This is a genomic window from Modestobacter sp. VKM Ac-2979 (assembly GCF_026967995.1).
Classification (GTDB): Bacteria; Actinomycetota; Actinomycetes; order Mycobacteriales; family Geodermatophilaceae; genus Modestobacter.
The window spans coordinates 1-22026 of record NZ_JAPVBO010000008.1 but is presented as its reverse complement, the minus strand read 5'-3'; the positions used below and the strand labels follow the sequence as shown (position 1 = coordinate 22026).

Below are 22026 nucleotides of genomic sequence, written 5' to 3'. Positions count from 1 at the left end.
ACGGCCGTACGCAACGGCCGGAACGTGTCCGAAAACTCGACTGCATGCGACCGTACGCGGGCGGATGCAATACGGTCAATGACTGTTACGCGCCAGTCCGGTCACCGCCAGACCCGACCGGATCTTGTACCGCTTGTTGATGTTGATCAGCACGGCTGTCAGCGGTTCGAGCTGACGAGCCATGCGCAGTGGCCCGGCATCGACGCCGGGCTGGCCGGTGACGGCAGCGGCCAACTCCCCCACCTGTGCCTTGGCCTCCGCATCGTCGCCGCAGACGAGCACGACCTCGTGCTCGAGCCCGTCGTCCTTCCACAGGCTCGTAGCCGATACGTGGTGGAAGGCGCCCACGACCCGGGCGTCGGGGACGATGCGAGCAGCCTCCTCGGCGGCGCTCCCGTCGGGTACGACAAGGCCGAAGGGCCCATTGCCGTCGAAACCCAGCGGGTTCACCGGGGAGACCAGGATCTTGCCCGACAGCTCGAACCGAAGACCGCCGACGAGTTCGCCGTGCCCTTCGTAGGGCACGGCGAGAACGACGATCTCCGCCCCACGGCACGCCTCGGCGTTGGCCTGCCCGGCGACCTCCGGGCCGTCGCCGATCCGCTCATTGATGGTCAGCGCCACCTCGACTGCACGCTCAGCCGAGCGTGAGCCGAGGATGATGTCGTGGCCCGCCTTGGCGAACTGGAGCGCGAGCCCCTTGCCCTGCGCGCCGGTGCCTCCCAGTACCGCGATGACGCTCATTCCTGTCCCTTCGCCCAGAGCGCCAGCCGCAGTTCACGCGCCTTGGCGAAGTGCGCCGCCGTCAGATCGTGCGCCCGCTTGGCATCCTGCGCTTCGATGGCCGTGATGATCTCCCTGTGTTCGCCGTTCCCCTCGCTCCACCGCCCCGGCTGCGACAGCGTGGTGGAGGGATAGCGAGCGACGTGCATGTCGAGGCGCTGGAGAAGATCGCTCAACGAATCGTTGTGGCTGGCCTGCCGGATCGCCTTGTGGAACTCCCGGTTGCCGGCCGCCATCGCGTGTTCGTCGCTGGTGTCCATCGCCTCCAGTCGCTCTCCGATACGGCGCATCGTGATCAGGTCCATGTAGGACCTGCGGGTGGCCGCGACCCGCGCAGCCATCGCCTCGAGGACTATCCGGGTCTCGTAGAGATCGAGGATCTCTTCCGGACTCCGTTCCCGGACCATGAGGCCGCGTTCCCCCCGGACAACCATTCCGTCCTGTTCGAGGCGCGTCAGCGCCTCACGGACCGGCGTGCGGCTGACCTCACACCACTCGGCCAGAGCTGTCTCGATCAGGGCCTGACCGGGTGCCAGCTCACCGGACATGATGGCCTGCGTGAGTTTCTCGTAGGGCGACGGCTTCCGCCCCAAGACCCGGTAGGGCTTACCATCCGACAACACCGGTCCCGACACTGCTTGCACCGATCTCTCCGCCGCACGAGGCGGCTGACCCTTCGGGTCCCTAGTCTTCTCGCAACGCAGGAAGTACTTCTTCCCCGATGCGGCGGATCTGATCCTCCCAGATCGGGAAGTTCAGACGGAAGTCGAAGACCAGGTGATCCACCCCCACGTTTTGGAGGACTCGACACTGCTCGATGACGTCCTTCGCCGTCCCGTGGATGAGGACGCCCTGGAGATCCTCCACCGTCTCGAAGCTGCCCGATTCCGGCTTGACCCAGAAGCGCGAGTTGTTCGCCCACGTGAGCAGGCCGGGGACGTTCACCCGCGAGATCGCTTCGTCACGACTGTCCGCGATGGACGTGGTCGGGATGATGCCGACCGTCGGCCGTGCGCGTCCCTCCGCAGAGGAGGTCTCCGACAGCGTCTGCACGCGGGCCTTGAGCGTCTCCAGCGCGATACGGCCGGGGAGCCAGCCGTCGGCGGTCGTCGCAGCGATGCGCGCCGACTTCGGGGTGGCACCGCAGTACCAGAGCGGCGGCGGCCCACCAGCCGGCTTGGGCTCGATAGTCGCGTCCTCGAACGAGAACGGTGCACCTTCCCAGGACACTCCGTTCTCGGTCCAAATGCGCCTCATGATCTCCATGTTGGTCTGCACCAACTCCGGTCGCGGCACACCGGAAAGACCGATTGCGTCGAACTCGTGGTCGAAGTTGCCCGCGCCCATTCCGAGAATGACCCGGGGCCCGAAGAACTGCGTCATCGTGGTCGTGATGAGCGCGGTGTGCAGTGGGTGCCGGAACGGAATGAGCGCGCCGGTGCCCAACTGCAGGCGGTCGGTCGCGGCCCCGACCGCAGTGAGTACGGTCAATGCGTCGTAGAAGGTCGCATTCGGGCTCTCGAACTCACCGTGCGGCTCGAACAGCAGATGGTCACGTACCCAGACCGAGTCAAAGCCGAGGGACTCCGCCAACTGGGAACCGCGAATGATCTTGGCGGCATCTGCGTGTTCCCCGAAGTGGGGCAGCAACAATCCGAAACGCACAGGAATCTCCTTCGACTGTCCGGTCTAGGACCGGGAGGGCTTCTCCGACCGGACCACGACGTCGCCCGGGATGTGCAGGTGTTCGCGGAACCACGCGACCATCTGCGGAATGACCACGTCGGCGTACTTTGCGTACGCCGCGTAGTGGCTGGTGTTGCGCTGTAGGATCAGCGCCTTGGGTCCTGCCGCCGCCTCGTAGATGGCGACGGCATGGTCAGTGGGGGTGGTGGCGTCGTCCTCGACCGCGACCACCATGAGCGGCGTGGTCAGCCCGTTCGCGGCCTGGCCGGGGCGGTAGTGCAGCAGCGGGTCGACCATGCTCAAGGGAACTTCCATGCGGATTTTGACGTCGACGTCCTTCTTGAAGTTCGACTGTTTGCGCTCGAGCGTCTCGACCATGACCTCGTTGCGGGGGTGCACAAGGCGGCTCTTGCCGGTGAGCACGCGCTCGCGACGGTCCTGCTGCAGCAGGGCCTGGTACTCAACCCACTCGTACTCGGTGCGCATTCGGTGCAGCCAGTCGCGCCCGTCGGCCACGGGCATCTGGCTGATCACGGCCCGCACCCGAGGATCGGTGGCGGCCAGAAGGACAACGTTTCCGCCACCGGTCCCACCGGTCGCGTACGCGCCGATCGCCCCCACCTCGTCGCGGGTCGTCAGGTAAGTGACCCCGTTGACCAGGTCCTCCAGCTGGTGGGTCGGGTTGACGATGCCCCGCTCGCTGCCCTCCGACTCCCCGAACCCGCGATAGTCGATCGAGAGTACGCCGAAGCCCGCGTCGGTGAAGCCCTGGTGGTACCGGTCGTAGGCCTTGGCGTCCTTCAGACCGAGCCACCCGGGCCCCTGGATGATCGCCTGGATCGGGCCATCGACCACGTCCGGCGTCCGCCAGAGCGCGCGAATCCTATCCTGGCCACTGAAGTACTCGATCTTCTCGGTCTGCATGGATCAGCCCTTCGTCTGCCGGCTGCTCACGGGCGAGCCAGCGTGATGAGGCGGTGCTCGGTCATCTCTTCGATGGCGTACTTCGGGCCCTCGATCCCCATACCGCTCCGCTTGACTCCCCCGTACGGCATCAGGTCGACGCGGTTGCTCGACGTCTCGTTGACGTGGACCGAGCCCATGCGCAGCTTCTCCGTCGCCGACAGCGCCCGCCCGATGTTGCTCGTGAAGATGCCCGCCGAGAGCCCGTACGGGGTGTCGTTGATCTCGACGATCGCCTCGTCCAGGTCGCTGAACGGCCGGATGGAGAGCACCGGCCCGAAGATCTCCTTGCACAGGACGTCCATGTCCAGCGTGACGTCGCTAAGCACCGTGGGCTCGATGACTTGCTGATGCCGCTGCCCACCGGCGAGCACCGACGCACCGCTCTCGACCGCCCGTGCGATCCAGGACTCGATCCGGTCGGCGTCCTTCTCGCTGATCACAGGCCCGACCAGCGTCTTCTCGTCCCTGGGGTCACCGGCGCTCTGCGTGGCGAGAACGTCCTGCAGGGCCTGGACGAACTCGGGCAGCACCCCCGCCTGGACGTAGAGCCGCTGCACAGATGTGCAGACCTGGCCGGCCTTCCGGAACCCCGCGTACACGCTGAGCCGAGCCGCCTTCGCGATGTCGGCGTCGTCGCACACCAGGGTGCTGGAGAGGCTGCCCATCTCCAGCTGTGTCTTGCGTAGGCCCACTGTCCGTTGGATGTGCTCGCCGACCTCCGTGCTGCCGGTGAAGGCGTAGAACGCCGGCACCGGGCTCTCGAGCAGCGCCTGGCCCACCGTGCCACCGCCACCGGTGACGACGGCGACGAGGTCCTCCGGGAGTCCGGCCTCGAGCAGCGCCTCCACCAGGAGTCCGGCGCTGAGCGGGGTGTACGTCGCCGGCTTGACGATCACGCTGTTGCCGGCCGCCAGGGCAGGTGCGACCTTGTGCACAAGGGTGTTCAGCGGCGAGTTGAACGGCGTGATGGCGCAGACGACGCCCAGCGGGCGCCGCACCGTGAACGCGTAGCGGTCCTGGGCGGCACCCGGAGCGGCGCCCCACGGCACGACCTCGCCGTGGATCCGCTTGGCCTCCTCGCCCGAGATCAGCAGGGTCTGCACGGCACGGTCCACCTCGCGGCCCGCGTCAGCCAGGGTGAAACCTGCGTCGAGGATGACGGTCTCGACGAACTCCGCATGCCGGCTCTCGAGGATCCCTGCCGTCCGGTGCAGTACCTCGTACCGCTCGTACGGCGTGAGCACGTGCCTCTCTTGGCCGCTGGCGACGCCCTCGAGCGCCTGGGCCACCTGCGCGGTGCTCGCCTGGTGCACCTCGGCGACCGGCTCCCCGGAGTACTTGTCCCGCATCTCGAGGACCGATTCCCCGTCGGCCCAGGTGCCGCCGAAGAACAGTCTTGCCTTCTTCACCACGTTGGCTCCTCGCCTGTGCCACGGCGCGCAGACGCCGTTGTCGTAGATGTCCTTCGTATCCGCACCGATCCCCGGGATCGAGGAACTGCTGCAGTCAGTCCGACCCGTGGGGCCATCAGGCACCCCGCCCCGCCATGTCACGGACGTCGGCCAAGTCCGGCAGGCCCCACAGCGCCGTGGAGAGCTCCGCCGATCCGGCCTCGCCGAGGACCGGCACGGTGAGGTCGTCGAACTTCTCCCGCAGCTCCGCATCGGTGAGCGGGTCGTCCGGGTCCCCCTTGCGGGTCGTCCGGACGAATTCGTGCTCGGTGCCGGTCCTGTCGACCACGGTGACCCGCGCCGCCCGCTGACCAGGGAAAGCGGCGTCGTATTCCGGAGCGGCCTCCACCGTCGTGCGCGACACCAGATCCCGCAGCCGGGGGTCGGACAGTCGCTCCTCCTCGAAGGCACGCAGCCGCACCGAGCCCAGTTCCAGCGCAGCTGCGACGCAGTAGGCCGTGCTGAACTTTGCCTCGAAGGCCGTCTTCGGGTTCGGATTGCCGGCCACCTTGGTGGCCATCGTGTAGGTGGCGACCCGGATCTCCCGCACGTCGTCGGTGCGCACCCCCTGGCTGCGCAGCTCGAGGGCGGCGTCGACGGCGGCGAAGGTGTGCCCGCAGCACGAATGGTTCTTCACCGTGGGCTGGGTGACGCCCCAGGGAGAGGCCAGGTCGGCGACCGCGGCGTCCCAGTCGGGGCTCTTCCCCATCGCGGCACCGAAGCCGGCCTCGCCGTCGAGCACGTCGAGCGCCCCGGTGAAGCCCTTGGCAGCGAGCTGCGCGGCGAGCAGACCCTGCTCGGCAGCGTGCCCAGCGTGCAACGGCTTGCTCATCGCATCGGAGCGGAACGCCTGCTGCAGGCCCGCCGCCATGGTGGTCGCAGTGGCCAGCGCATGCGCGAACTGCTCGGTGTCGAGCTGCAGGAGCTCGGCGACGCCTGCAGCTGCCCCGATCGTGCCCACCGTGCCGGTGGTGTGCCAGTAGCTGTAGTGCGCAGGCTGCATCGCCGCGGCGATCCGGTCCCCGATCTCGTAACCCACCGCCACGGCGCGCAGGAGATCCGCGCCGCTGGCCCCGGTCAGCTCGGCCGCCGCCAGTACGGCCCCCACGGTCGGCGAGCCGGGGTGGTAGATGCCCTCACGGAAGATGTCGTCCATCTCGGCGATATGCGATGCCGTCGCGTTGATCAGCGCCGCCGTACGGGCGCTCGTCCCCTCTCCGCCGGGCACCAGCCGGGCTGGTCCGGCGGTGCCTCCACCCTCCAAGAGCGCGGCCCGCATGATCCGGGCGGCGTCCATCCCCGATCCGGCCACTGTGGCCGCGAACCAGTCCACGACCGCCCGGTTGGCCGCCTGCTGCACCTCGGGGCCGAGCCCACGGTCGCGCTCGGCGACCGCGAACTCGGCGAAACGACGTAGCACCATGTTTGCTCCGATCAGAACTGGGACTTGTACTGGGCCGGGTCGACCCGCGCCTCGACGACCAGAGGCCGGGTGAGGTTGCCGATACCGCTCAGCGCCTTGTCGAGCTCGGCCCGCGAGTCGGCCCGGATGCCGTCGCAGTCCATCGCCTCGGCGATCGCCACGAGATCCATGTCCTCGATTCGGGTGGCTGTGCTCTCGTAGCCCTGGACCATCTGCTTGAGCTCGATCCGGTTCAGACTGCCGTCGACGAAGACGACGAAGGCCACCGGCAGCTCCATGGCCGCGGCGAGCCGCACCTCGGTGGCGGTCATCGCGAAGCCCCCGTCACCGATCATGGCCACGACCGGCCGGGACGGGTCGGCGAGCTTCGCCGCGATCGCGGCCGGCACACCAAACCCCATCGATGACAGCCCGTTGGTCATCAGGACCGAGCGCGGGTCGTAGGTCTGCCATCCCTGGCCGACCAGCAGCTTGTGCGAGCCGACGTCACAGGTCGCCAACGCGTTGCGGGGCGCGGCCTCGCGGACGGCATCGACGACATCGGTCGGGTTCAGCGCACCCTCGACGCGGCCCTCGTAGTAGGCCGCGCGCAGCGCCTCGCGGTGCTTCCGAACCTCACCCTCGCTCCAGCGCGGTTCACCCGACCAGTCGTCGGTGAGCCAGTTCAAGATGCCAGAGATGTCGCCGATGCACTCGCACTGGCTGGAGTAGATCTGGTCGGTGTTGGGCATCATGTCGATGTGCAGGACCGCGGCCTTCGCCGTCCAGGGCTTGATCAGCTCGACGGCGTCGAAGCCGACCGTGACGATGAGGTCGGCCGCCCCGAGGACGTCCCACAGTACCTGGTTGCAGGCCATGTCGAGGACGCCGGCGAAGAGTGGGTGGTCCTCGGGAAAGACGCCCTTGGCCATGGGGGCGACGACGACCGGCACCGACGTGGCCTCGGCGAACCGGACGAGCGCCTCGGTCGACCGGTTGCGGACGGCGCCGATGCCGGCCAGCACGACTGGGCGGCGGGCGCCCGCAAGGAGCTCCATCGGGTCGCTGCCACCGTCGGCCCGGTGCACGCGCACGGCGCTCACCGAGGACGACGTAGGCGGCATGACGAAGTTGGCGTCCTTGGCGGGCAGCTTGCTGGTGTCGCCGCCGATTGTCAGGTGCACCGGCCCGGGACGCTCGGCCGTAGCCAGGCTGATCGCCTTGCGCATCGTCGTGGCGACCGCGGCCGCCTCGATCTTGCCCGCCCACTTGGTAACGGGGCTGTAGAGCAGTTTGTGGTCAACGACCTGGTGGGTGAAGTACTGCTCGCGCGCCGACTCGATCTGGCCGGAGATCGCGAGCATGGGCACCCGGTCCAGGTGGGCAGCGGCCACACCGTTGAGCATGGCGGTGGAGCCGGGGCCGAGGGTGGAGAGGCAGACGCCGAGCCCCCCGGTCGCCATCGCGTACCCCTCGGCCATGAACGCCGCGGTCCCCTCGCGCCGGGCGAGGACGACGTCGATGCCGCGCGCCCGGGACTGCTCCATGAACTCGATGATCGGGTCCCCCGGGTAGGCAAAGATGCTAGTCACACCCGCTGCCACCAGTGACTCGGCCATCACCTCTGCACTGTTCAGTGCCTCACTCATGTGTCCTCCTCGTGGCGAATTCTTCGGCTACGCCCGAGAGGGCGAAGGTGGTGCTCGGCCCGTCGGCCCCGGGTTGGAGCTGCTGTGGCGCGGGGCTGCGGCCGGACGGCGATTCAGTCACGTCGTCGGCCGGTCATGGTCGTCCGCGCCGGCCGCCGGCCCCGCCCCGGACAGCGCTTCCGCCCTCTGGAGGAGACGCCAGACCCGTTCCGGGTTGAGTGGGAGCGTGTCCGGCCACATGCCGGTGGCGCGAGCGACGGCTGCAGCGACCGCGCCGGGGACGGGATTGCGGGCCCCCTCCCCCACACCCTTCGCGCCGTACGGGCCCACGCCGTCGGCACGCTCGACGATCAGGGAGCGGAACCGTCGGGGCCGGTCGGTGATCCGCGGAACGCGGTATTCCACCATGTTGGCGTTGACGATTTGGATGCCGTCATAGACAAGGTGCTCGGAGATCGTGCCGCCCAGTCCCTGCGTGGCGGCGCCGAGATCCTGCCCCTCTACCAGCGCGGGGTTGATGGCGCAGCCCACATCAGCGACAGTAACCAGCTGGTCCACCTGGATTACCCCCGTCTCCGGGTCGATCTCGAGGCTGACACCCACCATGCCGATCTCCCAGAACGGGGGGAGCTCCGCCAGCTCGCCGGTCCGGCGCACAACCCCCTGCCCGAGGATCTCCCCGCCACCGGGACCGAACCAGCTCTGCACGGCCTCGGCGAGGGTCATCGACCGTTCGTCGGTTCCGTGCACGACACCGTCGCGGACCTCGATCGGCCCGCCGGTATCGGTCCACACCTCGCGGGCGGCCAGGCATACGCGCTCGACGACATCCTGGCAGGCCCGCTGCACGGCAAGGCCTGCCAGCGTGGTGGTCCGGCTGGCGCCGGTCGTGCGTTCGAACGGCGTCGTCGCGGTATCCGACTGGAGGACCCGGACCCGATCCAGGTCGACCCCGAGTTCCTCTGCCGCGATCTGGGCGAGCACGGTGCGACTGCCCTGACCCAACTCAGAGGACCCGGTGAGGACCAGGACCGAGCCGTCACTCAGCAGCTTCACCAGTGCGGTCGAGCTCGGCACCGCACCGGCATCGGTGGCGGCGCACCCGAAGCCCACACCGCGCAGCCGGCGCTCGTCACTTGGCGATGCATCCAACTCCGCCACCAGCAGATCGAGGTCATCGACGAGGTCGGCGTCCATCGCCCGGTTGCCGGGGATCAGGCGCTCGCCGCGGTGCACCAGATTCCGGCGCCGGATCTCCGCGGGATCGATGCCTAGCTGCTCGGCAGCCTGATCGATGTTCGTCTCGCCCGCGAGGTTGCCCTGGAACGCACCGAACCCCCGGTAGGAGGACGCCGGTGACGTACTGGTGTAGACCGCCTGGCCGCGGACCCGTAAGTTCGGTATCCGGTATGGCCCGAAGCAGCGGTTGACAGCCTTGTCCAGCACGAGCGGGCTGTTGTCCGCATAGGCGCCGGTGTCCAGCACGATCTCGAAGTCGCGGGCGAGGATCGTGCCGTCGGCGGCGAATGCACTGCGCACGACGATGTCGGCGCTGTCGGCACGGGTCGTGTAGATGGACTCCTCCACGTCGAGGACGAGCTTCACCGGCCGGCCGACCGCCCAGGCACCGACGGCCGTCAGCGGCTCCACCTTCGTGTAGGACTTCGACCCGTAGCCACCGCCGACGTAGGGCACAGTGACTCGGACGTGGCTCAGCGGCAGGGAGAAGACCCGCGCGAGGTCGCTGGCCACCATGAACGGGTGCTGGGCCGTCGAGACGACCTCCAGCGTTCCCTCGACGAAGCGAGCAACTGCGTTGTACGGCTCCATCGCGTACGCGTAGAGCATCGGATGATGGACCGTTGTCTCGACGATCCGGTGGGCCTCTCGGAACGCTGCCTCCACGTCGCCCCAGCTCTTCTGGGATTCGTGCGCCACGTTCTTCTGCGACGACGTGACCTTGACGGGGGTGCGGCTCATGTTCCCGCCGGGGGGCGCGTCGACGTCCGGGATGTCGGTGTAGTCGTCCTCGTGGAGCGGCGGCGCGTCCGGCGCGAGCGCCGCGGCGACGTCCATCAGCGCTGGTAATTCGTCGTAGTGGACTTCGACCAGCGGCACGGCGTCGCGAGCGATCATCGGGTCGGTGGCGATGACGAGCGCCACCGGCTCGCCGTAGTACCGCACCTTGTCGACCGCCAGGATCGCGTGGTCGGCCACGATGTGCCCGAACCGCGGGAAGAGGCCGGTGAGATCACTTCCCGCCACCACCGCAACGACCCCGGGGACGGCGAGGGCCGCCTGCTTGTCCACGCCCAGGATCCGTGCATGGGCCTGGTCGGACCGCACGACCTTGGCGTGCAGCATGTCGGGCATCGCGACGTCGACGGCATAGACGGCCGCCCCGGTGACTTTCGCGACTGCGTCGGTGCGCGGAACCGACCTACCGACGATGCGCCGCTCACTCATGGCTGGCGCCTGACTCGGCAGCGGAGGCTCCCTCGGCGGCGTGCAAAACCGCCTCGACGATCGGCTGGTAACCGGTGCACCGGCACAGGTTGCCCTCGAGGTAGTGGCCCACTTCCTCCTCTGTCGGATTCGGCGTCTTCCGGAGCAGCGCTGTGGACATCATCACGAAGCCGGGCGTGCAGAAGCCGCACTGGAGCGCGGAGCAGTCGACGAACGCCTTCTGCACCGGCGTGAGGCCGTCGTCGGTCGCGAGTCCCTCCACCGTGACGACGTCGACGCCGTCGATATCGCAGGCGAGGAAACCGCAGGCGCTGACCGGACGCTCGTCTACGAACACCGTGCAGGCGCCGCAGACCTGCATCCCGCAGCTGACCTTGGTGCCGGTGAGACCCAGCCGGTCACGCAGGAAATCGACCAACAGCATTCTGGTGGGGATGCGGGCCTCGACCGGCCGTCCGTTGACCGTCGTCCGAACCAGTATCTCGCTCACGCGAGGCTCCCCTCTGCTAGCCGGGCCACTGCCCTGCGGACGAACACCCCGGTCACGTGGCGTTTGTAGTCCTCACGGCCACCCAGGTCCTCAGTCACGTCCACCTCCGCGGCGATCTGTGCGGCATCCACGTCCTCGACCCTCGGGAAGGTGAAGACACCGGGGATCTCCCCGACGGCGCCGACCACGACGCGGCAACTCGCGGAACCCTGCACGACGGCGACGGCCACGGTGGGGTATTCCCCGGGCTGGAAGCGGACGTAGGCGCTGCGCGAGATTTGGGCCGGGATGCGGATCGCCGCGAGCAACTCCTCCTCCTCACGCACCGTGGTGAATGCGCCTTCGACGAAGTCTGCGACGTCAACCATCCGGCTGCCCGTCGCCGACCGGAGGTCGACCCGCGCCTCCAGCGCCAGGAGAGCCGTCAGGACGTCGGACCGCGGCTCGGCGAAGCAGATGTTGCCCGCCAGGGTGCCGGTGGCCCGGACCCTGGCGTTGCCGAGGCGGGACGTTGCCTCGGCCAGGACACTCGCGTGCCGGCGAACGAGTGGAGAACCTTCGGCCTCGTCGTGGGTCACCCGGGCCCCGAGCACGATCTCGTCCCCGTCCTCGCGTATCCCGCCCAGTGACCGAACCCGTTTGAGGTCGACGAGGATCTCGGGGGCCATCAGGCCCATCTGCATGATCGGAACCAGCTCGGTGCCGCCGCAGTACGGCACACCCCCTACGGCGAGGTCCTCCAGGGCCTCCGCAACTGACGCGGGACGGCGGAGCTCGAAGTTAGCCATCACGGGAGATACCACTCCCCCGCCCTGTCGTCGGGCATCAAAATCCCGTCCGGCGTCACGTCGCCCTCCTTCGATCGTCGACTGTCGAGGTCCCCCGGGCGGTGCACCGCCGACCCCGCTTCATTCAGGAGGACGTGCACGCCACCGTGCCGGCGCTCGTACCCGCGATGCGGCCGAATACCGAGCCGTTCGTGAGCCCCGAACCACCGGGATAGTTGTGGTAGAAGATCCCGCCGACGAGTTCACCGCAGGCGTAGAGACCGGGGATGACCTCCTGATCGGCGTTGATCACCTGGGCGTCCTCGGTGATGCGCAGGCCACCGAAGGTGAAGGTGATCCCGCAGGTCACCGCGTAGGCCTCGAACGGGCCCTCGTCGATCGTGTTTGCCCAATTCGACTTGGGGAGCGCCAGACCGGTCGTACCACGGCCGTCCTTGACGTTCGGGTTGAACGGGACGTCTTGCTGCACCGCCGCGTTGTACTCCGCGACCGTGCGCAGGAACGCCTCCGCGTCGACGCCGTCCATCTTGGCGACGAGCTCTTCGAGCGTCTTGCCGGTCACCTTGGTGACCTCGCGGATCCGGTATTCATCGCGCTGCAGGTGGATAGTCTTCTGGTCAAATACCTGCCACGCGAAGTGACCCGGCTGCGCCAGGATCTCACGCCCGTACTTGGCATAGGTGTAGTTGCGGAAGTCGGCGCCCTCGTCGACGAAACGCTCGCCGCCGGCGTTGACCATGATGCTGAACGGATAGCTGTGCTTCTGGAACCCGTCGCCGACCGCCAGGTCCCCGAAGGGCGGGGCGTTGAGTTCCCACCCGACGGCGTGAGCCCCGGACCAGTGGCCCCAGGGCATCGCGCCGATCTCCAGGGCCATCTTGATGCCGTCCCCCATGTTGAAGCGCGACCCACGAACCTTGGCCAGGTCCCATCCTGGACCCAGGTACCGCGTCCGCCACTCCGAGTTGGACTGGAAACCGCCGCACGCCAGGACCACCGCGCCGGCCGAGATCTCCTCGGCGACGCCGTGGTGCTTCACTCGGACTCCGACGACCCGGGCGTCCTCGGTCAGCAGACCGGTCGCCTTGGTTTCGTAGCGGATCTCGATGCCTGCATCCAGCGCAGCCTTGGTGAGCGCATCGACCAGACCCTGGCCGCCGCCCCATGTCTCGAGCGTCAGGCCACCCCAGAACTTGAACTTGCCATCCACCTTGAACGCCTGGCGTCCGTATATCGGCAGGAACTTGACGCCCTTACTGCGCATCCAGCGGAGAGTGTTGAAGCTGCGCGTGACGATGATGTCGGTGAGGTCGGGATCGGTGCGGTTCTCAGTGACCCGGGCCATGTCATCAAAGAACTGCTGCTCGGTGTAGGTGCCGAAGTCCGTCGTCGCCAGCTCTTCGTCCGTGAGGTCGGGCGAGAGCTCCTTGATGTCCTCGACGTCGCGGTAGGCCACCCGCATGGCCCCGGCGGTGTACGTGCTGTTCCCGCCGCGCTCTTCGTACGGTGCCCGCTCGAGAACGAGCACCGAGCTGCCCGTCTCGCGTGCCGCGAGGGCGGCGCAGAGGGCGGCATTGCCAGCACCGACGACGATCACGTCGTACGACGGATTCATGGGTTTCTCCTGACGACTTACCTGGTGGCTCTGTATACGAGCGTACACGGAAGCGGACAGCGCCCGCTAGGACTGTCTCCACTGCCGCCCCTTACACGCGAGCCTGGAGTTCCCTCGCCGCGTTACTGAAGAACTCCTCCAGGATCTTGTCTGCCTTCTTCCGGATGGTGCCGGCGCCCATCGTCGCGACGCGGCCGACCACCTGATACGTACCCTCGGTCGCGACCACAGTCCCGCCCTCGTCGGTGCGGCGGAGTGACAGAGTGGCGTCCACGGTGATCTGCGAGTTGATCTGGACGTCCTTGCCGGACGCGCGCATGCGGACCTGACGGCCATCGTCCAGGACCTCGACGCTGATGTGCAGGAGGGCCCTGAGCTTGAACGGTCCGAGCTTGTCCTGCAGGACCGCTGTGTAGGCGGCCAACCTCTCGATCTCCTTGACGTCATAGGCGATGGTCACCCAGGAGGCGACCTCTGCCACGTCGGTGAGCACCGCCCAGCAGCGTTCCGGTGCGGAGGCCACGACGAGTTCACGGGCGAACTGTTCGGATGCCATTCGCGGACCTCACTTTCTCGCGCCGGCGGCCGGCGCCTGGGGTATCGGCAGGGATGATCTTGGGCGGGGTTCTAGTCGCCCCAAAACCAGCTGGAACGACGCCCACTATGTATACAGCTGGACGCAGAGGTCAAGGGGTTCACCATCTGATCCTGTCTTCCCCGCAGGAGATGCGAGATGGTGCATCGCGTGCAGGTCCGGGCCATCGACAACGATGAGCGCAACAGGTTGTTGCGCATCGTCCGCCGCAGCTCGGGGTCGGTGGTGACCTGGCGAAGAGCGCAGATGGTGCTGCTCTCGGCCCAGGGCATGGGCGTCCCGGAGATCGCGAAGGTCACCTTCACCAGCCCGGACCGGGTGCGGGACGTGCTGCACGACTTCAACGCTGACGGCTTCGACTCACTGAAACCGAAGTACCAGGCGGGCGGCCACCGAAGTTCGGCCTGCCTCAGCGGCAGTAGATCAAGAAGGTCGCGTTGAGCCGGCCGGTCGATCACGATCTGCCCTTCTCGACCTGGAGCCTGTCAAAGCTGGCGGACTTCCTGGTCGCCGAGGGGGTGGTCGACGACATCTCCCGCGAGGGAGTACGCCTCCTGCTCCGCGAGGAAGGCGTCAGCTTTCAAGCCGTGAAGACCTGGAAAACCAGCACCGACCCTGACTACGAGGCCAAGAAGAACCGGGTGCTGGAGCTCTACGCCATCGCCGATGGCACGGCCGCCCCCGGCCCCGGTGACTCGACGGTGGTGTTCTGCATGGACGAGTTCGGGCCGCTGAACCTACAACCCCACCTGGGCAGGCAGTGGGCGCCGGTCGCGGCCGAAAAGGGTGAGCAGGACGCGCCGCGGCGCCGCCGCCGGCGGGCGACCTACACCCGCCCGCACGGAGTGCTGCATCTGATGGCCGGCTACGACCTGTCCCGCGACAAGGTCTACGGCCACATCGTTAAGCGCAAGGGCCGCACTCAGTTCCTGGCGTTCTGCCGCTACCTGCGCTCACTGCACCCGGCCGGGGTGCGGATCGCCATCGTGCTGGACAACTTCAGTCCGCACCTGACCAGCAAGACCGACCGGCGGGTCGGTGAGTGGGCCGCAGCGAACAACGCCGAGTTGGCCTACACGCCGTTCTACGGCTCCTGGCTCGACCGGATCGAGGCCCAGTTCACCGCCCTGCGCTACTTCACCCTCGACGGCACCGACCACGACAGCCACCGCGAGCAGGCCAGCATGATCCGCCGCTACATCGCCTGGCGGAACCGGCACGTCACCGATCCCAACCTCCGCAAGGTCATCCGCCGAGCTGAAACCATCAAGAGGGCGAAGGTTGCCTGACCCGGCACTAGCTCGTGACGGAGCTCTCCGAGGCTGCGGACGTGTGCAGTCATGTCGCCCACGTCTCCCGCCGGGGTCGGCTGATGGTTGTGCGCGCCGATGAACCCGGGAACAGGTCGAGGACTCCACAACCGGTCAACTTCCGGCGTGCGGCGCTGCTGTCGGGATCAACGAGCTCGAGAATCCGGCCTGCCCCGACGATCATCCCCGGGGCAGCGACGTGCGGACGCCGGCGGGGTAAATCTCGACGCTCTTGGCCACTACCAACAGGTCGGGTTGCGGCCAGCTACCCACGGGACCTTCCGGCACGCACGACGGGGAGTCCCGAGTCGCTTGCTGCCATGTCCACCACCATGTCGTCGGTCGTGTGACGTGTGCTGGGACAGCAAACGTGTGTCGTCGCGTGGGCCGGTCGACCACATCCGATGGTCGACCGGCCCACGCTGGGCGCTACGGGGTTGCTACAGCCGGGGACGCAGCAGCTGGCCGGACCCCTTCTCGGCGGTAACGTTGCCGTCCTCCATGATCAGGCGGCCACGTAGGATGGTCTTGACCGGACGGCCCTTGGTCTCGAAGTCCTCGCTGGGCATCCAGCCGCACAGGTAGTGGCTGTGCTCGGCGTGGAGGGTCTCCTCGTGGTTCATGTCGAGGACGACGAGGTCGGCGTCCGCGCCGACCTGGATAGCGCCCTTTTTGCCGTAGAACCCGGTCAGCTTGGCCGGGTTCGACGAGGTCATCTCCACGACCCGTTCCATCGAGAGGCGCCCCTTGTTGACCTCGGTCAGCATGAGGCGGAGGTACTGCTCGATCATGGGACTGCCACCGGGGGCGGTGTACATGTCGGTCCAGCCGACCTCCTTTTCCTCCTTGGTGTGCGGGCCGTGGTCGCTGCCGATGACGTCGATCGTGCCGTCGACGATGGCGCCCCACATCGCGGGGTTGTCCTCCTCCGGCACCCAGAAGCCGAGGGCGTACGGGCCCTTCTTCTCGATGTTCGCCCAGTCGTTGGTCACGAACATCGCGAAGGGATTAGCCTCGGCCGTGATCGGCCGGCCCAGTGCCTTGGCCTCCCGGATCATGCGGACACCCTCACGGGTGGACAAGTGCAGAACATGCAGCTTGGTGCCCACCGACCGCTGGAACTCGAGGATGGTCGCGATAGCGGTGTTCAGGATGACGCCGTCCCCGCCGCGCAGAGCGCGGGCGTAGGAACGAAAGTCCATGCCCCACTGCTTCTGCGACCGCTCGACGAACAGCTCGTAGAGGTTGTGGTCGTGGGGGTGGATGTAGAGGGGCAACCCGGTGTCGGCGACCTCCTCGAACACCCGGTACAGCATCCCGTGGTTGGTCAGCGAGGTGCCCGGGGGATGCGGGTAGTCGCGGCCGATGTCCTGCATCATCCACACCTTGAACGCCGTGGCGCCGGCCTCGGCCAGGCCCTTAATGTTCTCGGGGACGACGCCGGACGCATTGTGCCCGAAGTCGACGACTGCTTTGGACTGCGCGTTCTCTAGGTGCGCCTTCAGCCGGTCGACCGTCGTAGTCGGCGGGTCGACATTTGGCATGTCGAACACCGTCGTCACGCCACCGGCGGCCGCGGCGAGCGTGCCGTTGTAGTAGTCCTCCTTGTGCGTGTAGCCCGGGTCGCGGAAGTGGCAGTGGGTGTCGATCAGGCCGGGGATCACCGGGCTGGTGCCCGCGTCGATCGTCTTGCGCGCCTGAGCTTGCTCCTCCGGGCCGAGGATCGCGACGATCTTTTCGTCACGGACCGCGATCTGGCCGTCGACCCGGCCGGCCGGCGTATAGATCTCGGTGGAACGCACGACGAGGTCATACTGGTTGTCTGTCACAGGTTCTCCCTAGACGCGGACAAAGGGGACGTCGTGTGACGTCCACGTGATCGAGGGCAGTCACCGGCACTTCGGACGTCGACCGACGGATGCCCTCCGGTCCGTATACGCTTGCATACCGCATTGAGGGCGTCAAGGCGCGACGGGTTCCGCGGTGGGCATCCGCTTCAGCGAACGTACGGCGAACGATGGCAATGCCAGTCCGGCACCGACGATCAGCAGCGCGAGCGAGAGGGGGAGGACCACGATTCCACCTGCGACAGCCAGCGGCGCGAGGAACATCGCAGACGTCCGCACCGTGCCGTAGGCAGCTATGGCGTCGCCCTTCTCCTGCTCCCCCACCGAAGTCGCTGCCAGGTTCGGGCCCAGGGTCTGGATCACCCCGGCGCCCAGGCCCGACAGGCCCAGCGCGAGTGCGGCGATTGGCACCGATCCCGACACATACCCCAGCACAGAGAGACCGATCCCTGCGGCGAGTACCGAGACGACGTAGGTCGGTGCGGTCCAGCCCGATCGCAGCTTGCCGATGATGACCGTGCCGACGACGGACGTCGCGTTGGCCACCGACACCAGCGCACCGATCATCGTAGAGGAGTGCCGCGCCGCCTCGAGGACGACCGGGACGTAGCCGTCCATCAGTCCACGCCAGGCGCCTGCGGTCGTACCGGACCAGCACGCGGCGTCGACACCCGGGCGCCGCCACATCGCCCCCTTGCCGTGCCCCTGCGACCGGGCGAACGGCGGGAACCGTTCGAGCACCAGCGCGGGAATAACCCCGGCCGCCGACAGTGCGATACCGGTGACGAGCGCCGTCTCGATCCCCGACTCGGCGAGCACGCCGGCGAGGAGCGGACCGACCAGGGCCCCCAGACTGCCGAAGAAGTTCAGCGTGGCCAGACCCCTCAGCGAGCTTCGCCTGCCACGTACCGAGTGGGTCTGCCCCGCCGTCCAGAAACAGGCGCGGGCCAGGGCGAGGAGCACCCACCCCACGGCCAGCGCAGCGACGGACGGGGACGCCAGTACGACCACGAAGGTGCCGGCCAGAGCCACGGGCGCGAGCCCGAGCAGCCAACTGTCCGAGACCCGGCGCATCACGACGCCCAACCGCGACCGCGTGACGATCTGGACGAGGGCGGACAGCGCCACCAGGAGCCCGATCACCCCGGCGCCACGCCCGGCGTCGAGAGCACGCAGTGGAAGAGCGACACTCGAGAGACCGAGTGCCGAGGCGAACAGCACGGCCAGAGTGGACATCGCCAGTGTGTCGCGGTCGACGCGTCGGGAGCGGGGTTCGCCGCCCGTCCCGTCTCCCCTCATCGCCCGAACCCTGACCTGCCGGAGTCTCACCACTGGACTCGCTCAGGCCTGTCGCGTCCAACGCCAGGGCCTGGGCGGCGCGGGCGCCCTAGAACGTCGAACAGGGGCACCAGCACTCCTTCGTCGAGCGGCAGTTTGACTGTATACATAGGCGTACGCCCGTGACCAGCCCATGACCGGACCGGTTGCCTGCTCTTCAGGGACCGCGTCTCACGGTCTGGCGGACGCGCAAGTGGGAGAGGTGTCCTCGTGTCAGAGCACACCGCTGTGAGGCCGAGCACCGAGTCCGTGCTGTTCGGCGTCGGTGCTCCCGAGCAGTGGATCCGTGTCCTGGCCTCGTGCCCGAGGAGCTGGGTTGGCGCATCCGGATTCACGCGACCGGGCGGCCAGACCTCGTCGCTCCCGTCTACGCCGATCGGTCGCAACCGCTCCCGGCGCAGCCACGGAGCGTCGCGACCGCTCCCGACGCGTCGTCGGAGCCGTCGCAGTACGTTCACCGTCCGAGACGAGCGGCATCTGTCCGGAAGGCGGCGCGGCGTGGCTGGCGGGCCATGACGGACCCGGGAACACCCAGGGGGGCGCTGGCGCTCCTGCGAGACCCGATGTTCGGAGGTTTCCTCGGCGGCAAGGTCGTCTCTACCTGCGGCATGTGGGTGCAGAACATCGCCGCGGCCGTGCTGATGTACGAGCTCACTGAGTCGAACCTGATGGTCGGTGCCGTCAGCACCGCGCAGTTCGTGCCCATGCTGCTGTTCTCCCTCTGGGCCGGTGCGCTGACCGACCGGATCGACCGACGTCGGCTGCTCATCGCCGGGCTGGTGCTATCCGGCGTTACGGTGGTGGTGCTGGCCACGTTGCTCTTCGTTCTGGGGCCGGAAGAGTTCGGCGGTGAGGCCGCGCTCCTGGCGGCCGTATTCCTCGCTGGCACGGGTTGGGCGGTGAGCATGCCGCCGATGCAGGCCATGGTGCCTGCCCTTGTCCCAGCTCGTGATCTCGAACAGGCCTTGGCGCTGAACGCCGTGGCTCCGAGCCTGGGCCGCACGGTCGGTCCTGCCCTCGGTGCCGGCCTTCTGCTGCTGGGGGGGCCCGCGCTGGCGTTCGCGATCGCGGGCCCAGCACATCTGGCGTTTGCCGCCGTCCTGGTGGTCATCCGACCACGTGCGGAGGCAAGGTCCGGAGCCCGGGTCCGCATTCTGGGCGGGTTCAGGTACCTACGGGACGATCACAAGGCGGCGATGCTCGTGCTGGGCGGCGCCGCGGTGTCGTTCGGCGCCGACCCGGTGATGACGCTGACACCTGCGCTCGCGGCCGGCCTGGGAGGCGACGACGAGACGGTGGGACTGTTCGCTAGCGCCTTCGGGGTCGGTGCCGTGATCGCTGTCGTCGCGCTCCGACCGCTCCGGAAGGTGGTGACACTCCGCCTGCTCGGCGTCTACGGCTTCTGGGTGCTGGCCGCGGGCCTGGTTGGGGTCGCCCTCAGCCCCGCCGTCATCCCGGCGAGCGCCGGTTTCGCGGTGGCCGGCACGGGCTTCATCCTGGCCACCGTCGCCCTCACGACGCGCATCCAGCGCCGCGTCCCGGACGAACTGCGCGGGCGGGTGATGGCGCTGTGGGGACTGGCCTTCCTCGGATCTCGGCCGGCCGCCGCACTGCTCGACGGGCTGATCGCGGATGCCGTTAACGTGCAGGCCGCCCTCCTCACCGCCGCCGTGATCAGCTTGATCTCCTCCTTGTTGGCTCGGGTTAGCTACCGGGAGCATTGAGCGGAGGTGTGCGGCTGTCGCTATGCGGCCACGAGCGCGGGCCGTTCCCGCAGCATCATCCGGCGGGCGATGAGGCAGGCCACCGCGGACGCGAGCGCCATGGCTGCGGCGGCAGACCAGGCGACCGTGTACGACGTCGCGGCAACCGTGGCGCCAAAGGACAACGGCCCGAGGGTGGTGCCCAGGCTCATTCCGCCCTGGGTGATCGACGTGGCCTTCGCGGCCATACCGGGATGCATCCGAGCGAGCGCGTGGGTCGCCAGGCCGGCCCATGCCCATCCGGAGCAGGTGGCAACGAGCGCCCAACGCCGATGAGCGGTCCGCTGTCGGTGCCGAGCAGCGCGTATTCGGCGCTGCCCACGCCGGCTCAGCCGCGACGACCGGCAGCCAGCGGGTCGGGAACGGTCCCGCGGCCTCCGAGCGCAGGCTGCCGGATCGGCCTGCGCCGGGTTGCCCCTTGGGACGGTTGCTGCGACGAGCATCGCGAGGATGGCGGAGGCCCCGAACGCCTACCGCCACCCGAGCGGGATGGCGATCAGCGGATGCCACCCCGGCCCCAGCCGTGCGACCGAGAACCCGTGGCTGCACATCAGCGGCCGGTGCGCCCGCCAGGCCACGCCCGCCGGAACCATGTGCTCGTCCATCACGGAGAGGGTGACGACGGCGGGCGGCGACCGCCGTAGACAACAACGTCCAGCTGCTTCCAGCACGTGTCGATCGCCTCGAAGCCGATCCGCTGCAGTGCTTCCAGCTGGCTGAGAGGAATTCATGTAGCGCACATGGTTCTCGAGTTGCAGCTGCTCCTCGGGGCTCCGGGGTGCGTTCCTGGCCGCGGCTGCCGGATCCAGTCGGGCGTTGGCCCGCTGCCACGCGGCTCGCACCACCGGGTCATCGGCTGTCACGGGATCGAAGTTCAGGAACCAGCCGCCAGCGATCAGTCGTGCCAGAACTTCCTCGAACAGCCGTTCCTTGCGTTCGTCGGGAAAGTGGTGGAGGCATATCGAGGTGATGACGGCGCCCAGCTCGCCGGGGATCTCGGGCGGCAACGGACCGTTGGCGAGATCGATCTCCACATAGGTATAGCGGCCGCCGTATGCGCCGAGAGCGCGGTCGCCCTCCGCCATCATCTGCGGCGAGTAGTCCGCCAAGACCGCCATCGCTCCGGGGTAGCGGTCCAGCACCGCACGAGCCGCCACTCCCGTGCCGGCGCTCAGGTCGAAGAACGTGAGCTCATCGTTGTGGCGGAACGGCAGCAACTCCGCAACGAGGCGGCGCTGCTCACTGCGACGCCGTTCGCGGTCCTCAGCCGTGGACATCTACAGGGAGACGCCGCATTCGGCCTTCCAGATCGCCTCGTTCGGATCAACGTCCTCGGGCACGGATACACGCTACCGGCCTTTGCCAACACGAGCCTCCGCCGGACAACCGTGCGCCGTCCTCCAGGAACGCCGAGAGATCGAACGTCGCCAGTTGCGTGCCACCTGCTCGACCTGGCCGGTGCCAAGTAGCGCGGTCAGCTCGTCAAGGACCGGACGGGGCACTCGCGCGTCCGGCGGCGCCGTTCCGCGGCCACCCTACGCAGCAGCGCGGCCGCCCGACCGACTCGACGGCCGAGCCGACGCCGTCCTCGGCGCGGGAGCTGATCAGCACCCGGGCCCCGTCGTCGACGAGGGCCCGGGCGGTCGCGAACCCCAGCCCCCGGCTGGCGCCGGTGAGCAGGAGCCCGCGGCCGCCCAGGCCCAGGTCCATCAGGCGGAGACGGTGCCGCGGAGCGAGCGCAGCACGTACTGCATGATCCCGCCGTTGCGGTAGTAGTTCGCCTCGCCGGGGGTGTCGATCCGGACGCGCGCGTCGAACTCCACGTCGCCCGCCTTGACCTTCACCGTGCGGGGGATCGTGCCGTCGTTCAGCGCGGT

Annotated in this window: 20 protein-coding genes; 3 read left to right on the top strand and 17 right to left on the bottom strand. The window is 68.3% G+C overall.

The window, feature by feature from the left end; all coding sequences use genetic code 11:
* Window positions 1-75 precede the first annotated feature (75 nt).
* From npdG to O2W15_RS21035, 12 genes are all read right to left on the bottom strand, one after another.
* Window positions 76-744: an NADPH-dependent F420 reductase gene (gene npdG, locus O2W15_RS21090; RefSeq protein ID WP_269180849.1), complete on the bottom strand. Its 669-nt coding sequence runs from the start codon at window positions 742-744 to the stop codon at window positions 76-78.
* Window positions 741-1427, bottom strand: a complete 687-nt coding sequence (locus O2W15_RS21085) for a GntR family transcriptional regulator (RefSeq protein WP_269180848.1) — start codon at window positions 1425-1427, stop codon at window positions 741-743. Before O2W15_RS21085 ends, npdG begins: the two co-directional genes overlap by 4 nt.
* A gap of 40 nt (window positions 1428-1467) precedes the next feature.
* Window positions 1468-2448 carry an LLM class flavin-dependent oxidoreductase gene (locus O2W15_RS21080; RefSeq protein ID WP_269180847.1) on the bottom strand — a complete coding sequence of 327 codons (981 nt, stop codon included), beginning with the start codon at window positions 2446-2448 and terminating at the stop codon, window positions 1468-1470.
* A 24-nt stretch (window positions 2449-2472) separates the two neighbouring features.
* Window positions 2473-3393, bottom strand: a complete 921-nt coding sequence (locus O2W15_RS21075) for an alpha/beta hydrolase (protein ID WP_269180846.1) — start codon at window positions 3391-3393, stop codon at window positions 2473-2475.
* Window positions 3394-3419: 26 nt separating this feature from the next.
* The gene (locus O2W15_RS21070; protein ID WP_269180845.1) at window positions 3420-4844 is read right to left on the bottom strand and encodes an aldehyde dehydrogenase family protein; all 1425 of its coding nucleotides are present in this window, start codon (window positions 4842-4844) and stop codon (window positions 3420-3422) included.
* 118 nt (window positions 4845-4962) lie between these two features.
* Window positions 4963-6309: an MmgE/PrpD family protein gene (locus O2W15_RS21065; RefSeq protein ID WP_269180844.1), complete on the bottom strand. Its 1347-nt coding sequence runs from the start codon at window positions 6307-6309 to the stop codon at window positions 4963-4965.
* An 11-nt stretch (window positions 6310-6320) separates the two neighbouring features.
* Window positions 6321-7937, bottom strand: coding sequence for a thiamine pyrophosphate-binding protein (locus O2W15_RS21060; RefSeq protein WP_269180843.1), 1617 nt, complete (start codon window positions 7935-7937; stop codon window positions 6321-6323).
* 117 nt (window positions 7938-8054) lie between these two features.
* Window positions 8055-10403, bottom strand: coding sequence for a xanthine dehydrogenase family protein molybdopterin-binding subunit (locus O2W15_RS21055; protein WP_269180842.1), 2349 nt, complete (start codon window positions 10401-10403; stop codon window positions 8055-8057).
* Window positions 10396-10893 (bottom strand): (2Fe-2S)-binding protein, encoded by a 498-nt coding sequence (locus tag O2W15_RS21050; protein WP_269180841.1) that lies wholly within the window; start codon window positions 10891-10893, stop codon window positions 10396-10398. The genes O2W15_RS21055 and O2W15_RS21050 overlap by 8 nt, the downstream gene beginning before the upstream one ends.
* On the bottom strand, window positions 10890-11681 hold the full coding sequence (locus tag O2W15_RS21045) for an FAD binding domain-containing protein (RefSeq protein WP_269180840.1): 792 nt from the start codon (window positions 11679-11681) through the stop codon (window positions 10890-10892). The genes O2W15_RS21050 and O2W15_RS21045 overlap by 4 nt, the downstream gene beginning before the upstream one ends.
* Window positions 11682-11805: 124 nt before the next feature.
* Entirely contained in the window at window positions 11806-13296 is a 1491-nt protein-coding gene (tcuA, locus tag O2W15_RS21040; protein ID WP_269180839.1) for an FAD-dependent tricarballylate dehydrogenase TcuA, read from the bottom strand.
* A gap of 91 nt (window positions 13297-13387) precedes the next feature.
* Window positions 13388-13852 carry a CoxG family protein gene (locus tag O2W15_RS21035; RefSeq protein WP_269180838.1) on the bottom strand — a complete coding sequence of 155 codons (465 nt, stop codon included), beginning with the start codon at window positions 13850-13852 and terminating at the stop codon, window positions 13388-13390.
* Window positions 13853-14029: 177 nt separating this feature from the next.
* Between O2W15_RS21035 and O2W15_RS21030 the strand changes: the two genes are divergently transcribed.
* Window positions 14030-14332, top strand: a complete 303-nt coding sequence (locus O2W15_RS21030; protein ID WP_269180837.1) for a helix-turn-helix domain-containing protein — start codon at window positions 14030-14032, stop codon at window positions 14330-14332.
* Complete coding sequence (locus O2W15_RS21025; RefSeq protein WP_269180836.1) at window positions 14329-15180, top strand: transposase; 852 nt, start codon at window positions 14329-14331, stop codon at window positions 15178-15180. The genes O2W15_RS21030 and O2W15_RS21025 overlap by 4 nt, the downstream gene beginning before the upstream one ends.
* A gap of 461 nt (window positions 15181-15641) precedes the next feature.
* Here O2W15_RS21025 and O2W15_RS21020 read toward each other — a convergent pair whose 3' ends face one another.
* Window positions 15642-17030: a dihydroorotase gene (locus tag O2W15_RS21020; protein WP_269180835.1), complete on the bottom strand. Its 1389-nt coding sequence runs from the start codon at window positions 17028-17030 to the stop codon at window positions 15642-15644.
* Window positions 17031-17162: 132 nt separating this feature from the next.
* Entirely contained in the window at window positions 17163-18284 is a 1122-nt protein-coding gene (locus tag O2W15_RS21015) for an MFS transporter (RefSeq protein ID WP_269180834.1), read from the bottom strand.
* Between the two features lie 614 nt (window positions 18285-18898).
* Here O2W15_RS21015 and O2W15_RS21010 point away from each other — a divergent pair.
* The gene (locus O2W15_RS21010) at window positions 18899-20110 is read left to right on the top strand and encodes an MFS transporter (RefSeq protein ID WP_269181057.1); all 1212 of its coding nucleotides are present in this window, start codon (window positions 18899-18901) and stop codon (window positions 20108-20110) included.
* A gap of 20 nt (window positions 20111-20130) precedes the next feature.
* Here the strand turns inward: O2W15_RS21010 and O2W15_RS21005 are convergent, their stop codons facing one another.
* The 3 genes from O2W15_RS21005 to O2W15_RS20995 form a co-directional block, all read right to left on the bottom strand.
* On the bottom strand, window positions 20131-20337 hold the full coding sequence (locus tag O2W15_RS21005; RefSeq protein ID WP_269180833.1) for a hypothetical protein: 207 nt from the start codon (window positions 20335-20337) through the stop codon (window positions 20131-20133).
* A 282-nt stretch (window positions 20338-20619) separates the two neighbouring features.
* Entirely contained in the window at window positions 20620-21426 is an 807-nt protein-coding gene (locus O2W15_RS21000) for a class I SAM-dependent methyltransferase (RefSeq protein WP_269180832.1), read from the bottom strand.
* A gap of 205 nt (window positions 21427-21631) precedes the next feature.
* A complete protein-coding gene (locus tag O2W15_RS20995) occupies window positions 21632-21859 on the bottom strand; it encodes an SDR family NAD(P)-dependent oxidoreductase (protein WP_269180831.1) in 228 nt (75 codons plus the stop codon).
* Window positions 21860-22026: the final 167 nt, after the last annotated feature.